Annotated in this window: 9 protein-coding genes; 6 read left to right on the top strand and 3 right to left on the bottom strand. The window is 46.4% G+C overall.

The features are described from left to right. Positions 1-19: 19 nt before the first annotated feature. The gene (locus tag AB1S55_RS13105) at positions 20-637 is read right to left on the bottom strand and encodes a DUF4823 domain-containing protein (RefSeq protein ID WP_370978631.1); all 618 of its coding nucleotides are present in this window, start codon (positions 635-637) and stop codon (positions 20-22) included. An 84-nt stretch (positions 638-721) separates the two neighbouring features. Here AB1S55_RS13105 and AB1S55_RS13110 point away from each other — a divergent pair, with 84 nt between their 5' ends. Then, positions 722-1,570, top strand: a complete 849-nt coding sequence (locus AB1S55_RS13110) for an acyl-CoA thioesterase (RefSeq protein ID WP_370978632.1) — start codon at positions 722-724, stop codon at positions 1,568-1,570. 115 nt (positions 1,571-1,685) lie between these two features. After that, entirely contained in the window at positions 1,686-2,030 is a 345-nt protein-coding gene (locus tag AB1S55_RS13115; protein ID WP_370978633.1) for a hypothetical protein, read from the top strand. A gap of 289 nt (positions 2,031-2,319) precedes the next feature. Here AB1S55_RS13115 and trmH read toward each other — a convergent pair whose 3' ends face one another. Beyond that, entirely contained in the window at positions 2,320-2,994 is a 675-nt protein-coding gene (trmH, locus tag AB1S55_RS13120; RefSeq protein WP_370978634.1) for a tRNA (guanosine(18)-2'-O)-methyltransferase TrmH, read from the bottom strand. Positions 2,995-3,399: 405 nt separating this feature from the next. Between trmH and AB1S55_RS13125 the strand changes: the two genes are divergently transcribed. From AB1S55_RS13125 to AB1S55_RS13135, 3 genes are all read left to right on the top strand, one after another. Beyond that, positions 3,400-6,165 carry a PD-(D/E)XK nuclease family protein gene (locus AB1S55_RS13125; protein WP_370978635.1) on the top strand — a complete coding sequence of 922 codons (2,766 nt, stop codon included), beginning with the start codon at positions 3,400-3,402 and terminating at the stop codon, positions 6,163-6,165. Continuing rightward, positions 6,158-9,673 (top strand): UvrD-helicase domain-containing protein, encoded by a 3,516-nt coding sequence (locus AB1S55_RS13130; RefSeq protein ID WP_370978636.1) that lies wholly within the window; start codon positions 6,158-6,160, stop codon positions 9,671-9,673. The genes AB1S55_RS13125 and AB1S55_RS13130 overlap by 8 nt, the downstream gene beginning before the upstream one ends. Before the next feature lie 115 nt (positions 9,674-9,788). Beyond that, entirely contained in the window at positions 9,789-10,853 is a 1,065-nt protein-coding gene (locus AB1S55_RS13135) for a 3-deoxy-7-phosphoheptulonate synthase (RefSeq protein WP_370978637.1), read from the top strand. 138 nt (positions 10,854-10,991) lie between these two features. Here AB1S55_RS13135 and nfuA read toward each other — a convergent pair whose 3' ends face one another. Then, positions 10,992-11,576 carry a Fe-S biogenesis protein NfuA gene (gene nfuA, locus AB1S55_RS13140; protein WP_370978638.1) on the bottom strand — a complete coding sequence of 195 codons (585 nt, stop codon included), beginning with the start codon at positions 11,574-11,576 and terminating at the stop codon, positions 10,992-10,994. 297 nt (positions 11,577-11,873) lie between these two features. Between nfuA and metH the strand changes: the two genes are divergently transcribed. Further along, on the top strand, positions 11,874-15,575 hold the full coding sequence (metH, locus tag AB1S55_RS13145; protein ID WP_370978639.1) for a methionine synthase: 3,702 nt from the start codon (positions 11,874-11,876) through the stop codon (positions 15,573-15,575). Positions 15,576-15,626: the final 51 nt, after the last annotated feature.

Genomic DNA, 15,626 nt, shown 5'->3' on the forward strand with positions numbered 1-15,626 from the left:
GTATATAAACCTGTAAGGTCTAGGCTGCTTTTAAGCCTGCTAAAGCAGAGACAAAGTCGGCTAAGGCGTGGTCAAATAGGTCGATGGCACTATCGTCGACGCTATTAAACATAGCCGACTCCACATTAAGCTGGGCACGTTCGACCAAAAAAGCGCTTGTTGTATCGTACATTTGCACCTGCAAAGCGACTTTATCTGGACCTTTTTCTTTATCAGGGTGTTGGTGCCGGCCCTCACTTAATTCCGTCCAAGAGCTTAGCTGATCGCTTACACGGTTAAGCTCTACAAAAACAATAAATTCGCAGCCTGCTTCTCTCGCCTGTCTTAGTAATTCCTGTCTGTTATTGTTGCTATCTAAGCGAACAACATGGGTGAAATAGTCATTAAACTGAGTCTCTAGTTCCATGCCTAAACGTGCAACACTGCGAGGGTAGCTCTGGTTTCTATCAACGGTCGCAATGGCTATATGGCTTTGCCTATGCAGGCGCCAACCGGAGTCTCGCTGAATCGTTACCGATTCTTTTAAGCCTACTTCCCTCAAACCATGCTGCCAGATTTGAGTATTATAATCCCAAGTACAACTCATCAGACTGCCACTAATGAGTACTAGGCCGAGCTTTAAAAGCAAATTGTTCATAATGGTTGGCTTTGTTGCTTTCGATTGCTAGGGTATCGGCCATATGGCAATGTGGCTTTAGCAGTATTTACTCAGGGATGCAGTTTGAATAAGACGGATTTTGTTCAGTTATTAGATGTTAGTGAGTCAGAAGAGCATGTTTTTTGTAGTTTGTTGCATCGCGAAAACTTTCGCCGCCAGCTTTTTGGTGGTCAGGTATTAGCTCAAGCATTAAGTGCAGCACAAAAAACCGTAACGGATGATCGCCACATTCATAGCTTACACGCCTATTTTTTAAGAGCTGGCACGAGTAGTGACGTGGTGAATTACCAAGTTGAGTGCATACGAGATGGTAAAAGTATGTCAAATCGCTGTGTTCGAGCCATGCAACAAGGTGAGCTTATTTTTACCATGCATCTCTCTTTTCACATTAAGGAGCCCGGCTACGAGCATCAGCAACACATAGATCTTTGCACCCTGCCTGATCCGGACCAGCTATTAGCCGCCAATCCAGGCTTGTTAAACGAACCTAAAGATGAGCTTTTAATGCCTTTTGTCATCGTACCGGTGCAAGAAGCAAGTTTAAGCTCAAGTGATTGCCATGAGGCTAAAGCAGGTTTTTGGATTAAGACCCGTGACAAGCTGCCTTTGAATTCTAGATTGCAAGCTTCTGCACTGGCCTTTGCATCCGATTTAGGCTTGCTTGCTACCACCTTACTACCTCACCCGACCAGCTTGTTTTCTGGAGAGTTAGCTGTTGCCAGTGTCGATCACGCTCTTTGGTTTCATAAGGCCGAGCTCGATCTTAATCAGTGGCATTTCTGTCAGATGCAAAGCCCTTGGGCAGGCAATGCGCGCGGGTTTGCAACAGCCTCCATATACGACAGCTCTGGTAATCTTGTCGTAAACAGCGCCCAAGAAGGGCTTATCCGCCCTAATTCCTTAGCCTCATAAAAGTTTAGGGGGCTTTACTTATTACTACCGCCCCCTATTTAAACTTGACTGTAATTCTTCGTACGCGACTTAACTAGCTGACTATACTCAAATCAAGCTATTAACGGAGGTTTACATGAGTAGCTCAGCAAATATTGAGCAGGCCCTAGACATACTTGTGCCTTTAAGGCAGGCACTTGAAGCAGGTTTTTGGGATAGTAATCGTATCGATGTAAAAGATCGGGTGTTTGACTTGGTTAGTTGTGTCAATGCCGAGCTGAATGAGTTGGCCAAGCTCAGCGTGTCCGATCTTGGTATGCAATATGAAACAATTACCCCTAACTTTGCTGCTTCCTGTAGCAAATTACGTCAAATGTCTGAGAATCTTAATGATTGGTTTCTACGCTCTGATACCAACAATGAATTAGGTGAGCAGCTTATAAAAGCCGCCGGTTTACTTTCCGATTGCCGCTTATCTTAGGTGTTGAAAGTCTGTACCTACAACTAGCTACTAAAGAGACTGAGTTTATAAAAAAACGGTTTAAGGCAAGGCGGTTTTGAACTGGTAAAACGATTGGCTTCACCCATACTTAATTTAACGGTAACTGACCTCCCCCAAGTGAGTTACCGGCAACGCTGATTTGGTAGCAGCGTTAGAGGGCCTAGCCCCTCGATGTTTTACTCCTAATGGTCCTAGCCCGACATCCCCCCCCGAGGTGTCGGGTTTTTTTTATCAGCCTTAAAGTAAAACTATGCTTGCTAACCCTGTATTAGTCCACGGTCTGTGTTGGGGCCGTTCCAGATATCAGATCCCCGTTTTCGTCTAAAGGCGGATATGGCAGCTTATTCTCGTCGCAATAATGGGCAAGCTTGGGGTAACCCCAGCGAAAGAAAAGTGTTTGATAGGTGCCATCATCGAGTTTGCGTACATCGTAAGCCCCTTTGATTTGGCGTTGACGTTGAGCCTCTGAGAGAATAATGGCTGCAGCCACACTCACATTAAAAGACTCCACCATACCCATCATTGGGATCACAATCTTGGCATCGCAGTAATTCAGCGCTTCATCACTAACACCTTCAATTTCTGTGCCCATGACTAAAGCCGTTGGTTTACTGTAATCAATGTCTCTGTAATCAATCGCATCGGGGCTGAAGTGTGCAGCAACAATTTGCATACCCTTCTCTTTGAGTTCGGCTAATGCTTCCGGAGCCGAAGCGTGATGCACCGTATCAACAAACTTATCTGCGCTAGCTGATGTGCCTCGATAGGTTCTATATTCACTTTTGGGTACGACGCAGTGTACATGTTGAATTCCGACCGCGTCACAGGTACGTATAATAGCTGCGAGGTTGCGGTCTTTAACGATCTTGTCGGTTACGACACATAAATCTGGCTGACGTAGGCTTAGCACCTCATTGATACGCTCTTTTCGTTCTGGGGTCATTCACGTTCCTGTTGCAAATAGTGAGATAATAAAAAGCACGCCCATTTTATGTCAGTTTGATGACGGAAAAATATTTTTTTCCACAAAGTCTGTGGATAACTTGGTGGATAGCTACTTGAGAAGTCGCGCTAATATGCGGTTTTTGTGGGCCCTACTTAGACTGGTTATTATTTAACCTATAGAAAAAATGTATATAATTCAATCGCTTACATGTAATCTCTAGTGTTTTGTTGTGATGTCAATACAGATTTGGTAACAAAAGAGACATATTTACACTGGTCTGTGAATAATCAGGTTAGCGGTTCCTAACCCTGAGTGTGGCTTAGTAACAAAACTTTAAGAAATCAAACTAAATATGCAAGATAATTATATGGTAAATAGGCATAAAAGCGCTTGGGGTTCATTGTGATCCAATCTATAGAAACCTTAGATCATGAATCCTTGCTCAGTTTACTTGAGCAAAGCGAGAAAGAAGGTCTGAAGCTCTACCTGCTGTGCGCCAACAACCGACAAGCTAGGCAGTTAAGCTTTGTTGTGGCCGAGCAGCGCCCTCATTTGCTTGATGTGCTTCGCTGCAGTAGTGCAGATGCTTGGTTACAGGCTCAGTGGAGCTGGTATCAACAATGCAGTCCTGCAACGTTTGATGCATGTTATATCGATGGCAATCAAAGCGCGCAGCTGTGGGATACCCTGCTTGAACAAACAAGTACATTGCCTCCTTTGGTCAATAAAGCAGGTTTGGCAGCCAGCTTGCAAGAAGCTTGGCAGCTTGTCCGTGATTATCAGATAAGCACCGAGCAGCTTCTATCCGAAGAGCAAGAAGAAGCGGTTCTATTAAATGACTTGGGGCAAGCTTACGAGAGACGTTGTAGGGAGCTGAATGTAGTTGATAAAGAGCAGGCTGCTTTGTTCTTAAGTCAGCAGGTGGAAAGTGCTGCTGATGCTAATAGCCACTGCCTGCTTTATGGCTTTGCTGATATTAGCCCGCTCTTTTGGCGTTTGCTGACACACTGCTTTTCGAATTTAAGTCGCTTGGCTTTAGTGAAAGCGAATAAGAGGCTAACGATTCATAAAAGTTTAGATGCGGACTCAGAATTACACTATGCGGCTTATTGGGCCGAGCAGTGCTTGCAAAAGAACCCTTCCTCCAGCATTGCGGTGGTTGTGCCTGATTTACATAAGCGTGCTGACGTACTTAAAAAGAGCTTTAATAAACACTTTAACAATTGCTCCTATCTTTTTGAAAATAAAGAGTTTATCTCTTCTTTTTTTGATGTGAGTATAGCTAGGCCGCTACACAATGAAGCCATCGTTCGCTGTGCGCTGGATGCACTTAGCTTGGCCTCAGTTAATGTTGAAAAGCAGCTTTTACTAACGATTCTACGCTCGAATTACTGTCTATCGGGCTTTAACGCCGTATCTGCTCAGTTGTGCGCGTATGTCGAGCAATGCTCAGATGGGCAGGTGGATATTAGCGAGTTATTGACAAAGCTTGATAGAGTTATAGACGCTGCTGCTGATGTTTCTGAAGCTGATGGTTGCCTAGAAGAGATATCGTGTGCGGCTGAGTCGATCAAAAAGGGCTTGCTGGCTCTACGCCAACTTCCTAGGCTTCGTCACTCTGGCACCATTGCTTCGTGGGTCGATCATTATCTCAGTGCTTTGGGTCATATTGCTTGGCCTGGGTCTCAGAGTTTAGCAAGCACGGATTATCAGATTTGTAATGCTTTTTTAGCCTCTCTTGCGAAACTTGCAGCCAGTGAAGCCGTAAGTGCAACGGAGCTAAGTTTTACTCAGTTTAAAAAGCGCTTACAGGCGTGGATGCAACGAGATATTGCCCAGGTTGAGGTACCCAACCCAGGTATTCGGGTGATGGGGCTTATGGAGGCAGTCGGCTTGCGCTTTGACCACTGTTTGGTTTTGGGTTTGACTGAGCAAGCGCTACCTCAGTCACCCAAGCCAACACCGTTTATACCGCTTGCTGTGCAAAAAGAGCTTAATATGGCTCGCTGTTCTGTTGAGCGAGAGCTGTTTTACGCAAAGTCGATGCTTGATGATCTTGTTGCATGCTCCTCTGAGATTGAACTGAGTTACTTCACTGAGCTTGATGGCAGCCCGCTTCATGTTAGTCCTTTGTTAGAGCGTTACCGCCAGCATGCTGTGCACGGTGGGCTTGAGTTGGGGTTAGAAGAAAGCTCCGCCCCTAGCAATGCCATAGATACTTGGCGTAGTGATGCACGAGAAATGGGAGGCTTAGTCAGGGTGCCCGTTGGTCAAGCACCTTCCCTTGAGGCCGGTGCGCGCTTACACGGCGGCGCTTATATGTTTGATTTACAGTGGGCCAATCCACTGTATTGCTTTTTCAAATATCGACTTGGCTTTGATACTTACCCTAGTTCTGGTTTGGGTTTAAATGCTGCTGAGCGAGGCTCTTTGTTGCATAGCGCCTTAGCCAATTTGTATTCGCGCTTCCCTAGTCAGTCGGCTCTACAGAATCTAGTGCAGCATCAAACACTTGAAACTGAGATCACCAAGGCCTGTAAAGAGGCTGTGGCTGCACTTCGCTCAAAAGCCTTAAGCTACTCACCTCTTGTTAGTGCCTATGAATACAGACGCTTACAGAGCGCTATACGCCAATTTGTAGAGCGGGACTTGCAGCGCGAACAGATGTTTGTGTGTGAGCAGCTAGAAAGCCTGCAGAAAATCAGTTTTTCTGGTCATGAGCTTCATTTACGTGTCGATCGCATGGATCTAGTCGCCGGTGAATATGTGGTGCTCGACTACAAAACGGGTAAGCAAAACTTGCGAGCTATGCTGCGCTTCCCTTTAAGTGATTATCAGCTCGCGCTCTATAGTTTTTGTGTTTCTAGTGATGCCTTGGCGGCCATGGCCTTTATCAAGGTGGATGAAAAGGCGAGTACTTTTGAGGGGGTTTGTGCAGATCAAGCCGAACTTGGCATCGATGGTCTTAATACCTTGATGAAGCTGCGCAGTGATTACAGCGACTGGTCACAAGCACTTACGAGCTGGCAAGATCAAGCGCATAAGTTGGCCACTGAGGTGATTGAGGGTTTTGCCCCTTATTGGGTTCGCAATATAAGCAAAATGCCTTTTTATGCCGAATTTGAATGCGCTGTGAGAGATGAAGAGAAAGGACCGATTCATGAGTGAGTTAACTCTGCCAAAGGCTCAAGCTATAGAAGAACGTCTGCCTGAAGACAGTAAAGCGCGTGAACTGGCTGTTGATGTGCGCCGTTCTTTTGTCGTATCTGCACCTGCAGGCTCAGGTAAAACCGGTTTGTTAACTTTAAGGGTATTGAAGTTGCTCGCTTGCGTGCAACAGCCTGAAGAAATTCTTGCTATTACTTTTACTCGCAAAGCCGCACGCGAAATGCACGAGCGTATTACCAGCGTATTGCAGCAAAGTCGCAAGCTTGCGCCTAATTCAGAGGCCTTTGCTGAGCTCGACCCCTACAGTAAAACACTGGTTTCGGCTGGGCATGCTGCGCTTGCGCGCTCGCAAGCGTTGTCGTGGGATCTACTCGATAACTCGCAGCGCTTAAATATTTCCACCATCGATGGCTTTTGTAAATCCTTGTGTAATGCGCTGCCGTTCTTTTCTGGCTTGGGTGCTGGTGCTGGCATTGTAGATACACCAGCGCTTGTTTATATGCAGGCGGTTGAGTCATGGTTGGAGGCTGAGCTCAAAAATGAAGAGCATAAAAACTTGAGTCTTTTGCTCTCGCATTTTGGTGGCCGCGTTGATCGTATTGCACAGTTGTGTGCGCAGTTGCTGGCCATGCGAGAGCAATGGTTACCGCTTGTGATTGCAGCAAGGCAGGAGCAGGCTAATTTACGCCAGCGTTTCGAGTCAGTGATCCAGCTGTGGGTAGAGCGTGCTATAGCTCAAGCGGCCACGGCGCTTGCCTCTTATGAGGGCGATTTACTGAATTTGATTCGCTACGCTGTCAGCAATAAAGATGAGGCCAAAGACGCCTCTATGCTAGAAGCCTTGGCTGAGCATTTGGATGCCTTCCCTTTAGGTGAGCATTCAGTGCAGTGGTGGCAGGCCTTTGCACGTTTTTGCTTAAGTGGTGTGGGCACTGCAAATGTTGCATTTCGCAAACGTCTAGATAAAAACCTAGGTTTTCCTACGGGCCAAGGCAAGGAGGAAAAGCAGCTAGCCAAAGAAAAGAAAGAGGCTTTGAAGGCGATTTTTGCTGAATTGCTAGAGCTAGACGCTGTGCTTGACAAGCTTGCGCTTATTCCCAAGCTCCCACCTGCTCGTTATAGCGACGAGCAATGGCAATTACTTGATGCTTTGCTTCAGGTCTTGCCAGAGCTTGCGGCCGAGCTCAAATTACACTTTGTGGCGCAAGCAAAAACAGACTTTAGTGAAATCAGTATTGGAGCTGTGACTGCCCTGAATGCACAAATAGGCAGTATGGATTTACTGCAGCGGCTCGATTACAGCTTGCAGCATATATTGATTGATGAATTTCAAGATACCAGTCAGTTGCAGCTTGAGTTACTGATGGCGCTAACTCAAGAGTGGTCTCGCGATGATGGGCGCAGCCTCTTTCTTGTTGGGGATGGTATGCAAAGCTGTTATGCCTTTCGCAATGCCAATGTCGGCATTTTCTTGAATATGCGTGAGCACGGCTTAGAAAATATAGATATTCAGGCGCTGGATTTGAATGTCAATTTTCGTTCGACGCCAGTAGTGGTTAACTGGGTGAATGATGTCTTTTCTTATTGTTTTCCTGATAAAAACGACACCGAGTTGGGTGCGGTTGCTTATATCCCAAGTCAGGCGTTTAAGTTAGAGGACACCAATGCGGCAGTGACTTGTGTGGCTCATGTTGATGCTGAGGGTTCGGCGGAGCAAGAGGCCGACTACATTGTTGGGCAAATTCAAAAACTGCGCTTAGAGGCTCCCGATGACAGCATCGCTGTACTTGCCAAAAGTCGCTCTCACTTAGAGGTGCTTATTGCTGCTTTGCGCAATGAAGCTGTGCCCTATCAGGCTCATGAGATCGATGCACTGGCAAGTAAGCGCCATGTGCAAGATGTACTTATTATAGCTCGTTTGTTGGTCAATCCTGCGGATGAGCTCGCTTGGCTTGCCTTGCTGCGCTCACCTTGGTGTGCTTTGGGGCATGAGGCCTTAAGCTGTGTTTTCTCTGCTCGTCCTAATGAGTGCTTACCGAGTAGCTTGCTGCGTAAGCGTATGGTTTTACTCGCTGAGAGGGATGCGGACGCAGTGCAACGCCTAAGTGCTGTGCTTGATGTTCTTGAGCCACTTACGCAGACAAACCACCTTAGAAGTCTATCTGAAAATGTTGAGCGAGCTTGGTTGCAGCTCGGTGGTGCAAGCTTGTTGCTTGATGAAGCACAGAGCCAAGATGTTGATACCTTGTTGACCCTAATTGCCGCACATGAAGACGCTTCTACGATTCGTGACTGGCCCGCTTTTTCTGATGCGCTAACTCGGCTGTATGCGGCTGTGCCTCAGTCTGAGCATAACCCCGTGCAGTTAATGACCATGCATAAAAGTAAGGGCTTGGAGTTTGATGCAGTGTTTTTACCTAATCTGCAAAAACGCGGTCGAGGTGAGGATAGTGAGGCTCTGTATTGGATGGAGCGTTTGAACGATCGTCGTCAAACTGATTTTGTCTTGAGCCCTATTGCAACTTACGATGCCGATGACAAAGTCGCTCTAACTGAGTTTATTAAGTCTCAACGTAAGCAGCAAAAACGCTATGAAGATCAGCGTGTTTTTTACGTTGCTTGTACCCGAGCAAAGAAGCGCTTGTATCTAAGCGCGCAATTAAAGCAAGCTGAGGATGGTCAGTGGCTGCCTCCTAGTTCGAGTAGCTTGTTGCACGCTGGCTGGCAAACCTTGCAGCACGAATTTCGTCCAGCGCCAGAGCACATAAAGGCTGCGGCACTTAAGGAAGAGCAAGTCTCTACCCTGAGCTCCCGCTTTATCTATGCACTGGCGCCCTCCTGGAAGCAGGAATTCGAGCAACGCTTTAAGGAAGCTAAAGCCGAGAGCCCTGAGCCGGGTTTTGATAATAGTCAGCTTGATATACATGAGCTCTGGCGTGAGCATCGCTCTGAAGAGTCACGGGCGGGAACGGTCTTGCATCAGGTGCTGGCTCAGCTGTGCTTAAGGCCCGATAGCGCTTGGCATGATTTTGCTACTCGGCCAGAGTCTTGGTTGCACCTATTTCGCCAGCAAGGTATTCATGCATCTAAGGCTGCGCCTTGGATAAATCAATTTACTCGCTGTGTGCTTAAGCTGCAAAGTGAGCCGCAGGCACGGTGGTTATTAAGCCCTGATTATGTCTTGTCGAAGTGCGAGTGGCCTTTGACTTACCTAGATGCAAGGCAGAGGCGAAAAAATGTGGTGCTCGATCGCTGTTTTATCGATGAACAGAATTGCCTTTGGATTGTGGATTACAAAAGTAGTAGCCCCAAAAAAGGGCAAAATATTGATAGTTTTTTGACTCAAGAGATGGATGCGTACCAAGCTCAGTTGCTGGCTTATTCTGAAGCGGTTGGTCAGTGGCTAAGTAGTCAAGAAAAATACAAACCCCAAAAGATAGCATGTGCTTTATATTTTCCGCTTGAAAATGTGTTTTTTGAGCTAAAACAGCCCTGCTTGGGCTTTTAAGCTTTGATATGGATTAAAGCTTTTTAACTAAGGCTTCCCAGTTGTTCTGATTTCAGTACAATGGCCGCCCTTATTTAATTTATTTGAATGCTGCAATACAGCTTTGGTGTCTACGATGTCTAATGTTCAAGATCTGAACATCATTTCTACCGAAACCCTGATTACGCCTGAAGCGCTTCAAGCGGAGCTACCGCTCAGTGATAAGGCCGCTAAGGTCGTTACTGAAGGTCGCGAGACTATTCGCGCAATTTTGGATCGTAAAGATCCTCGCATGATGGTTGTGATCGGCCCCTGCTCTATCCATGATCCTGAGGCAGCGCTTGATTATGCGCGTCGTCTTAAAGAGCTTGCTGACAAGGTGAAAGACAGCCTGTATATCGTTATGCGTGTGTATTTTGAGAAGCCGCGCACAACGGTGGGTTGGAAAGGACTGATCAATGACCCGTACCTAGATGACTCATTCAAAATTCAAGATGGTTTGCATGTTGGTCGTAAACTCATGTTGGATATTGCTGAAATTGGTTTGCCTATCGCAACGGAAGCCTTAGACCCTATTTCACCTCAGTACCTTCAGGATTTAGTTAGTTGGTCGGCTATTGGTGCACGCACCACTGAAAGCCAGACTCACCGAGAAATGGCTTCTGGTTTAAGTTCACCGATTGGTTTTAAGAACGGCACTGACGGCAGCTTGACCGTAGCGATTAACGCTTTGCAAAGTGTTAGCAGTTCTCACCGCTTCTTGGGTATTAACCGCGAAGGTAAAGTGAGTATCGTGCACACTGCGGGTAATAAGTACAGCCATGTTGTATTACGTGGCGGTGGCGGCAAGCCAAATTATGACGCAGTTAGTGTTGCTATGTCAGAGAAAGAGCTAGAGAAAGCCGGCGTGACGTGCAACATCATGGTTGATTGTAGCCATGCAAATTCAAACAAAAACCATGAGCTACAAAGCTTGGTATTCGACAATATTGCCAACCAGATTCTTGAAGGTAACAAGAGTATTATTGGTGCAATGATCGAGAGTAATATCGGCCCAGGTAACCAGAAGATCAATAGTGATAAGAGTAAAATGACTTACGGCGTATCTGTTACGGATGCGTGTATTGATTGGCCGACAACTGAGGCTAACTTAACGGACGTTGCAGCTAAGCTTAAAGATGTGTTGAAAAGTCGAATCTAAGTGTTTGATTTTAAAGCATTAAGCTTAAACAAAAGGGCTCTTTAAGAGCCCTTTTTTGTGCCTGCGACTGACTGTTTAATAGTGAGTCGCTTATCAGTACTTATTTGTCAGTACTTAGCTTATTGGTATTAGCTGCGACTAATAATAAGCATGGCTTTTATCTGTGTGGTCTGTTTCGTCTCGCACACCCGTAAGTTCGGGCACTTGCTCAATCAGGGTTTTCTCAACACCCTGTTTTAGAGTCATGTCGACAGCGGAGCAGCCTTGGCAGCCGCCGCCAAATTTTAGAATGGCGATTTTATCTTCGGTTACACCTATAAGGCTGACATCACCACCATGTGCGGCAAGCCCAGGGTTGACATCGTTAAAGAGCACGTAGTTGATACGCTCCTCTAGAGTGCTGTCTTCACTTAGTTTTGGCATTTTTGAGTTGGGCGCACGAATGGTAAGTTGCCCCCCCATTTTATCGGGGCTGTAGTCAACTTTGGCCTCATCTAAAAAAGGCACGCTTGGCCCATCAAAATAAGCGTCAAAGCCATTTAGCTCGATTTTAACGTCATCTTCCTGCTCTTCACCTGGCTTACAGTAAGCAATGCAGGTTTCAGCTTTTGCAGTACCTGGGTTGGCAACAAACATGCGAATGCCAGTACCTTCATTGCCCTGCTTGTCGAGTAGGCCCTTGAGATATTCTTGGGCGGAATCTGTGATGTCAACGTTGACCATGTGTTGCCTTAGTTAATACCTTAGTAAAACAGTCGGGTATTCTAGTGCAAAATATGCAGACTGACTAGCGGCATGCCTATTTCTCATTATTACTGCTACTTACAGCTAGCACTAAGGTTCTATGGATTCATGCTTTATCAATGATGACGTTCAAAAGCGCTATATCAAAATGTTTTGATATAGCTTTGTGTGGCGCTATACTTTGCAAGTTGAAATATCTCCGTACAATGCGCACAGATGAAAGGCACGCCTAACTTTGTGCTTTAGCAATAATGAATACGCTACTTTGAGTACTACATGAATCAAGAACGCCAGCAACGCCTCGAGCTCCTTCAAGAACAACTTAAAAAGCGCATCTTATTGCTTGATGGCGGCATGGGTACGCTTATTCAAAGCTACAAGCTTGAAGAACAAGATTATCGTGGTGAGACCTTTAAGTCTCATCATGTTGACCTGAAAGGCAATAACGATCTTTTGGCTATTACCCGACCAGACGTGCTCGGGGAGATTCATCGAGCTTATTTGGAGGCCGGCGCCGACATTCTTGAAACGAATACCTTTAATGGTACTGAGCTTTCCCAGAGTGATTATGAGTTAGAGCCTTATGTTGATGAAATCAATCTGAAGTCGACTCAATTAGCTCGTCAGATTGCCGATGAGTTCAGCACGCCAGAGCGTCCGCGTTTTGTGGCAGGTGTATTAGGCCCTACTAGTCGAACAGCATCGATCTCACCTGATGTTAATGACCCTGGTGCTCGCAATGTCGATTTTGACACTCTAGTGGTAAATTATGTTCAAGCTACCAAGGCCTTAGTTGAGGGTGGCGCGGACCTGATTTTAATCGAGACCGTATTTGATACTCTTAATGCCAAGGCTGCGGTGTTTGCAGTTTATAAGGTTTTTGATGAGTTGGGTTTTGAGCTGCCAATCATGATTAGCGGCACCATTACCGATGCCTCTGGGCGTACCCTAAGTGGTCAAACTACCGAAGCGTTTTACAATAGTTTGGCTCATGCCAAGCCCCTTTCTATTGGCTTGAATTGCGCTTTGGGGGCGCACGAGCTCGCACCTTATGTGCGTGAACTAAGCCGTGTATCAGAAACGTATGTCAGCGCACACCCAAATGCGGGGCTGCCCAATGAATTTGGTGAATACGACCAAAGCGCCGAAGAAATGGCCAGTATTGTTGAGGAGTTTGCCAAAGAAGGCCTACTCAACATTGTTGGTGGTTGTTGTGGTACAACACCTGCCCATATTAAAGCATTGGCTGAATGCGTTGAAAAATATGCCCCTCGCGCCCTGCCCGAGATCAAACCGGCTTGTCGTTTATCGGGTTTAGAGCCTTTAAATATTGATGCTGACTCCTTGTTTGTGAATGTCGGTGAGCGCTGTAATGTCACAGGCTCCGCTCGTTTTAAGCGTTTGGTGCTTGAGGGCGATTACACCACTGCACTTGAAGTCGCTCTGGCGCAAGTAGAAGACGGCGCTCAGATTATTGATATCAACATGGATGAAGGCATGCTCGATGCGCATGCGGCTATGGATCGCTTCTTAAAGTTGATTGCCTCGGAGCCTGATATTTCTAAGTTGCCCATCATGGTCGACTCATCCAAGTGGGATGTTATTGAAACCGGCCTTAAGTGCATTCAAGGTAAGCCCGTTGTGAACTCAATCAGCCTTAAGGAAGGTAAAGAGGAGTTTATAGAAAAGGCAACCCTGTGCTTGCGCTATGGTGCGGCTGTGATTGTGATGGCCTTTGACGAAGACGGTCAGGCAGATACGGCCGCTCGCAAAATGGAAATCTGTGAGCGCAGTTATCGTGTGCTTGTTGATGAAGTTGGTTTTAACCCAGCTGATATCATTTTTGATCCGAATATCTTTGCTGTTGCCACCGGTATTGAAGAGCACAATAACTATGCGGTTGATTTTATTGAGGCAACCGACTGGATTCGTAAGAACTTGCCTCATGCTGGCGTAAGTGGTGGGGTCTCTAACGTAAGTTTTAGTTTCCGTGGGAACAATCCCGTACGTGAAGCCATTCACTCGGTTTTTCTTTATTACGCCATTAAATCGGGCATGAATATGGGTATCGTCAATGCTGGCCAATTGGCCATCTACGACGAGTTACCGGCGGAGCTTCGGGAAAAGGTTGAAGACGTCATACTCAATCGCAACGCAGATGCTACCGAAGCCCTTTTGGATATTGCTGAGCAGTATCGCGGTGATGGCAGCGCCTCAACATCAAAAAAAGAAGATCTTGCTTGGCGAGATGAGCCCGTTAGCAAGCGTTTGGCTCATGCCTTGGTAAAAGGTATTTCCACCTATATTGAAGATGACACTGAAGAGGCTCGCCAGCAAAGCAGTCGACCAATTGAAGTGATCGAAGGGCCACTTATGGACGGCATGAATGTTGTCGGTGAGCTCTTTGGTGACGGTAAGATGTTTTTACCACAAGTGGTTAAATCTGCACGTGTAATGAAGCAGGCTGTGAATTACTTGCAGCCTTATATTGAGGCAGAAAAAGACGAAGCCAGTCAAAGTAATGGCAAGATATTGATGGCAACCGTTAAGGGTGATGTACACGACATTGGCAAGAATATTGTTGGTGTTGTACTCGGTTGTAACAACTTTGAGGTTGTTGATCTTGGTGTGATGGTGCCGCCGGAGAAAATCCTTGAAGTGGCTAAAGCTGAGAATGTCGACATTATTGGTTTGAGTGGCCTTATTACGCCATCACTCGATGAAATGGTGCACTTAGGTCGCGAAATGGAAAAGCAGGGTTTTGATATTCCACTTCTAATCGGTGGTGCGACGACCTCAAAAGCCCATACCGCTGTAAAAATCGAGCCTCAATATAAGCGCGGTGCAACAGTGTATGTGGCCGACGCCTCACGAGCTGTTGGGGTGGCAACCACTCTACTTTCTGACGATCAAGAGCCAGCGTTTCGTCAAAAGCTTCGTGATGAGTATGAAAAGGTGCGCGTTCGCCGTGCAGGTCGTAACACCAAGCGTGCAACAATGAGTTATGAAGAGGCTTGTAAGCGTAAACCTCAGTTAGATTGGGCGAATTATATTCCCCCCAAGCCTAGCTTTACGGGCACTCGTACCTTGAGCGATTACCCTTTAGAAAAGCTGGTCGATACCATCGATTGGACGCCGTTTTTCATTAGTTGGGATCTGGCCGGTAAATACCCAGCCATTCTTAGCGATGAAATAGTTGGTGAAGCCGCTACTTCTCTGTTTAATGATGCTCAAGCTCTGCTTAAAGACATCGTCGACAATAAACGCCTTAAAGCGTCTGCTGTCTTCGGTTTTTGGCCCGCCAATAGTCGTAACCATGATGATATTATTGTTAAAGATGAGCATGGTAAACAGTTGGCCTTGCTTAATCATGTGCGCCAGCAAATGGATAAGAATGCCAGTGATCCTGCTTTGCGAAGTCTGGCTGATTTTGTTGCTCCAGAAGAAAGCGGTCTTGAGGACTTCGTGGGTGGCTTTGCGGTAACGGCAGGTATTGGCGCCGAAGAGTTGGCACTTGAGTATGAGGCTAAAGGCGATGATTACAATGCGATTATGGTTAAAGCGCTAGCGGATCGCTTGGCTGAAAGTTTTGCAGAGCACCTACATCAGCGTGTGCGTACAGGGTTTTGGGCTTATGTGGAAAGCGAAGAGCTGGATAACGAGGCTTTAATTAAGGAGCGCTATCAAGGTATTCGCCCTGCTCCTGGCTACCCCGCTTGCCCAGATCACAGTGAAAAAGCCAAATTATTTGAATTATTGGATGCCACCAAAGAAACCGGTATTAGTCTGACCGAGCATTTTGCCATGTTCCCCGCTGCAGCTGTCTCGGGCTGGTACTTTGCTCACCCTGAATCCAAATACTTTAATGTTGGTAAAGTTGCAAAGGATCAGATTGAGTCACTTGCCAAAAGAAAAGACGAAGGCTTAAGTGTGGTTGAGCGCTGGTTGGCTCCAAACCTAGATTACGACCCAGAGTAGCCTTGCTTGTAACTCAAAAGTTGAGTTACAAGTATCTAACGCAGCACACGA

It is taken from the genome of Agaribacterium sp. ZY112 (genome assembly GCF_041346925.1).
Taxonomy (GTDB): Bacteria; Pseudomonadota; Gammaproteobacteria; order Pseudomonadales; family Cellvibrionaceae; genus Agaribacterium.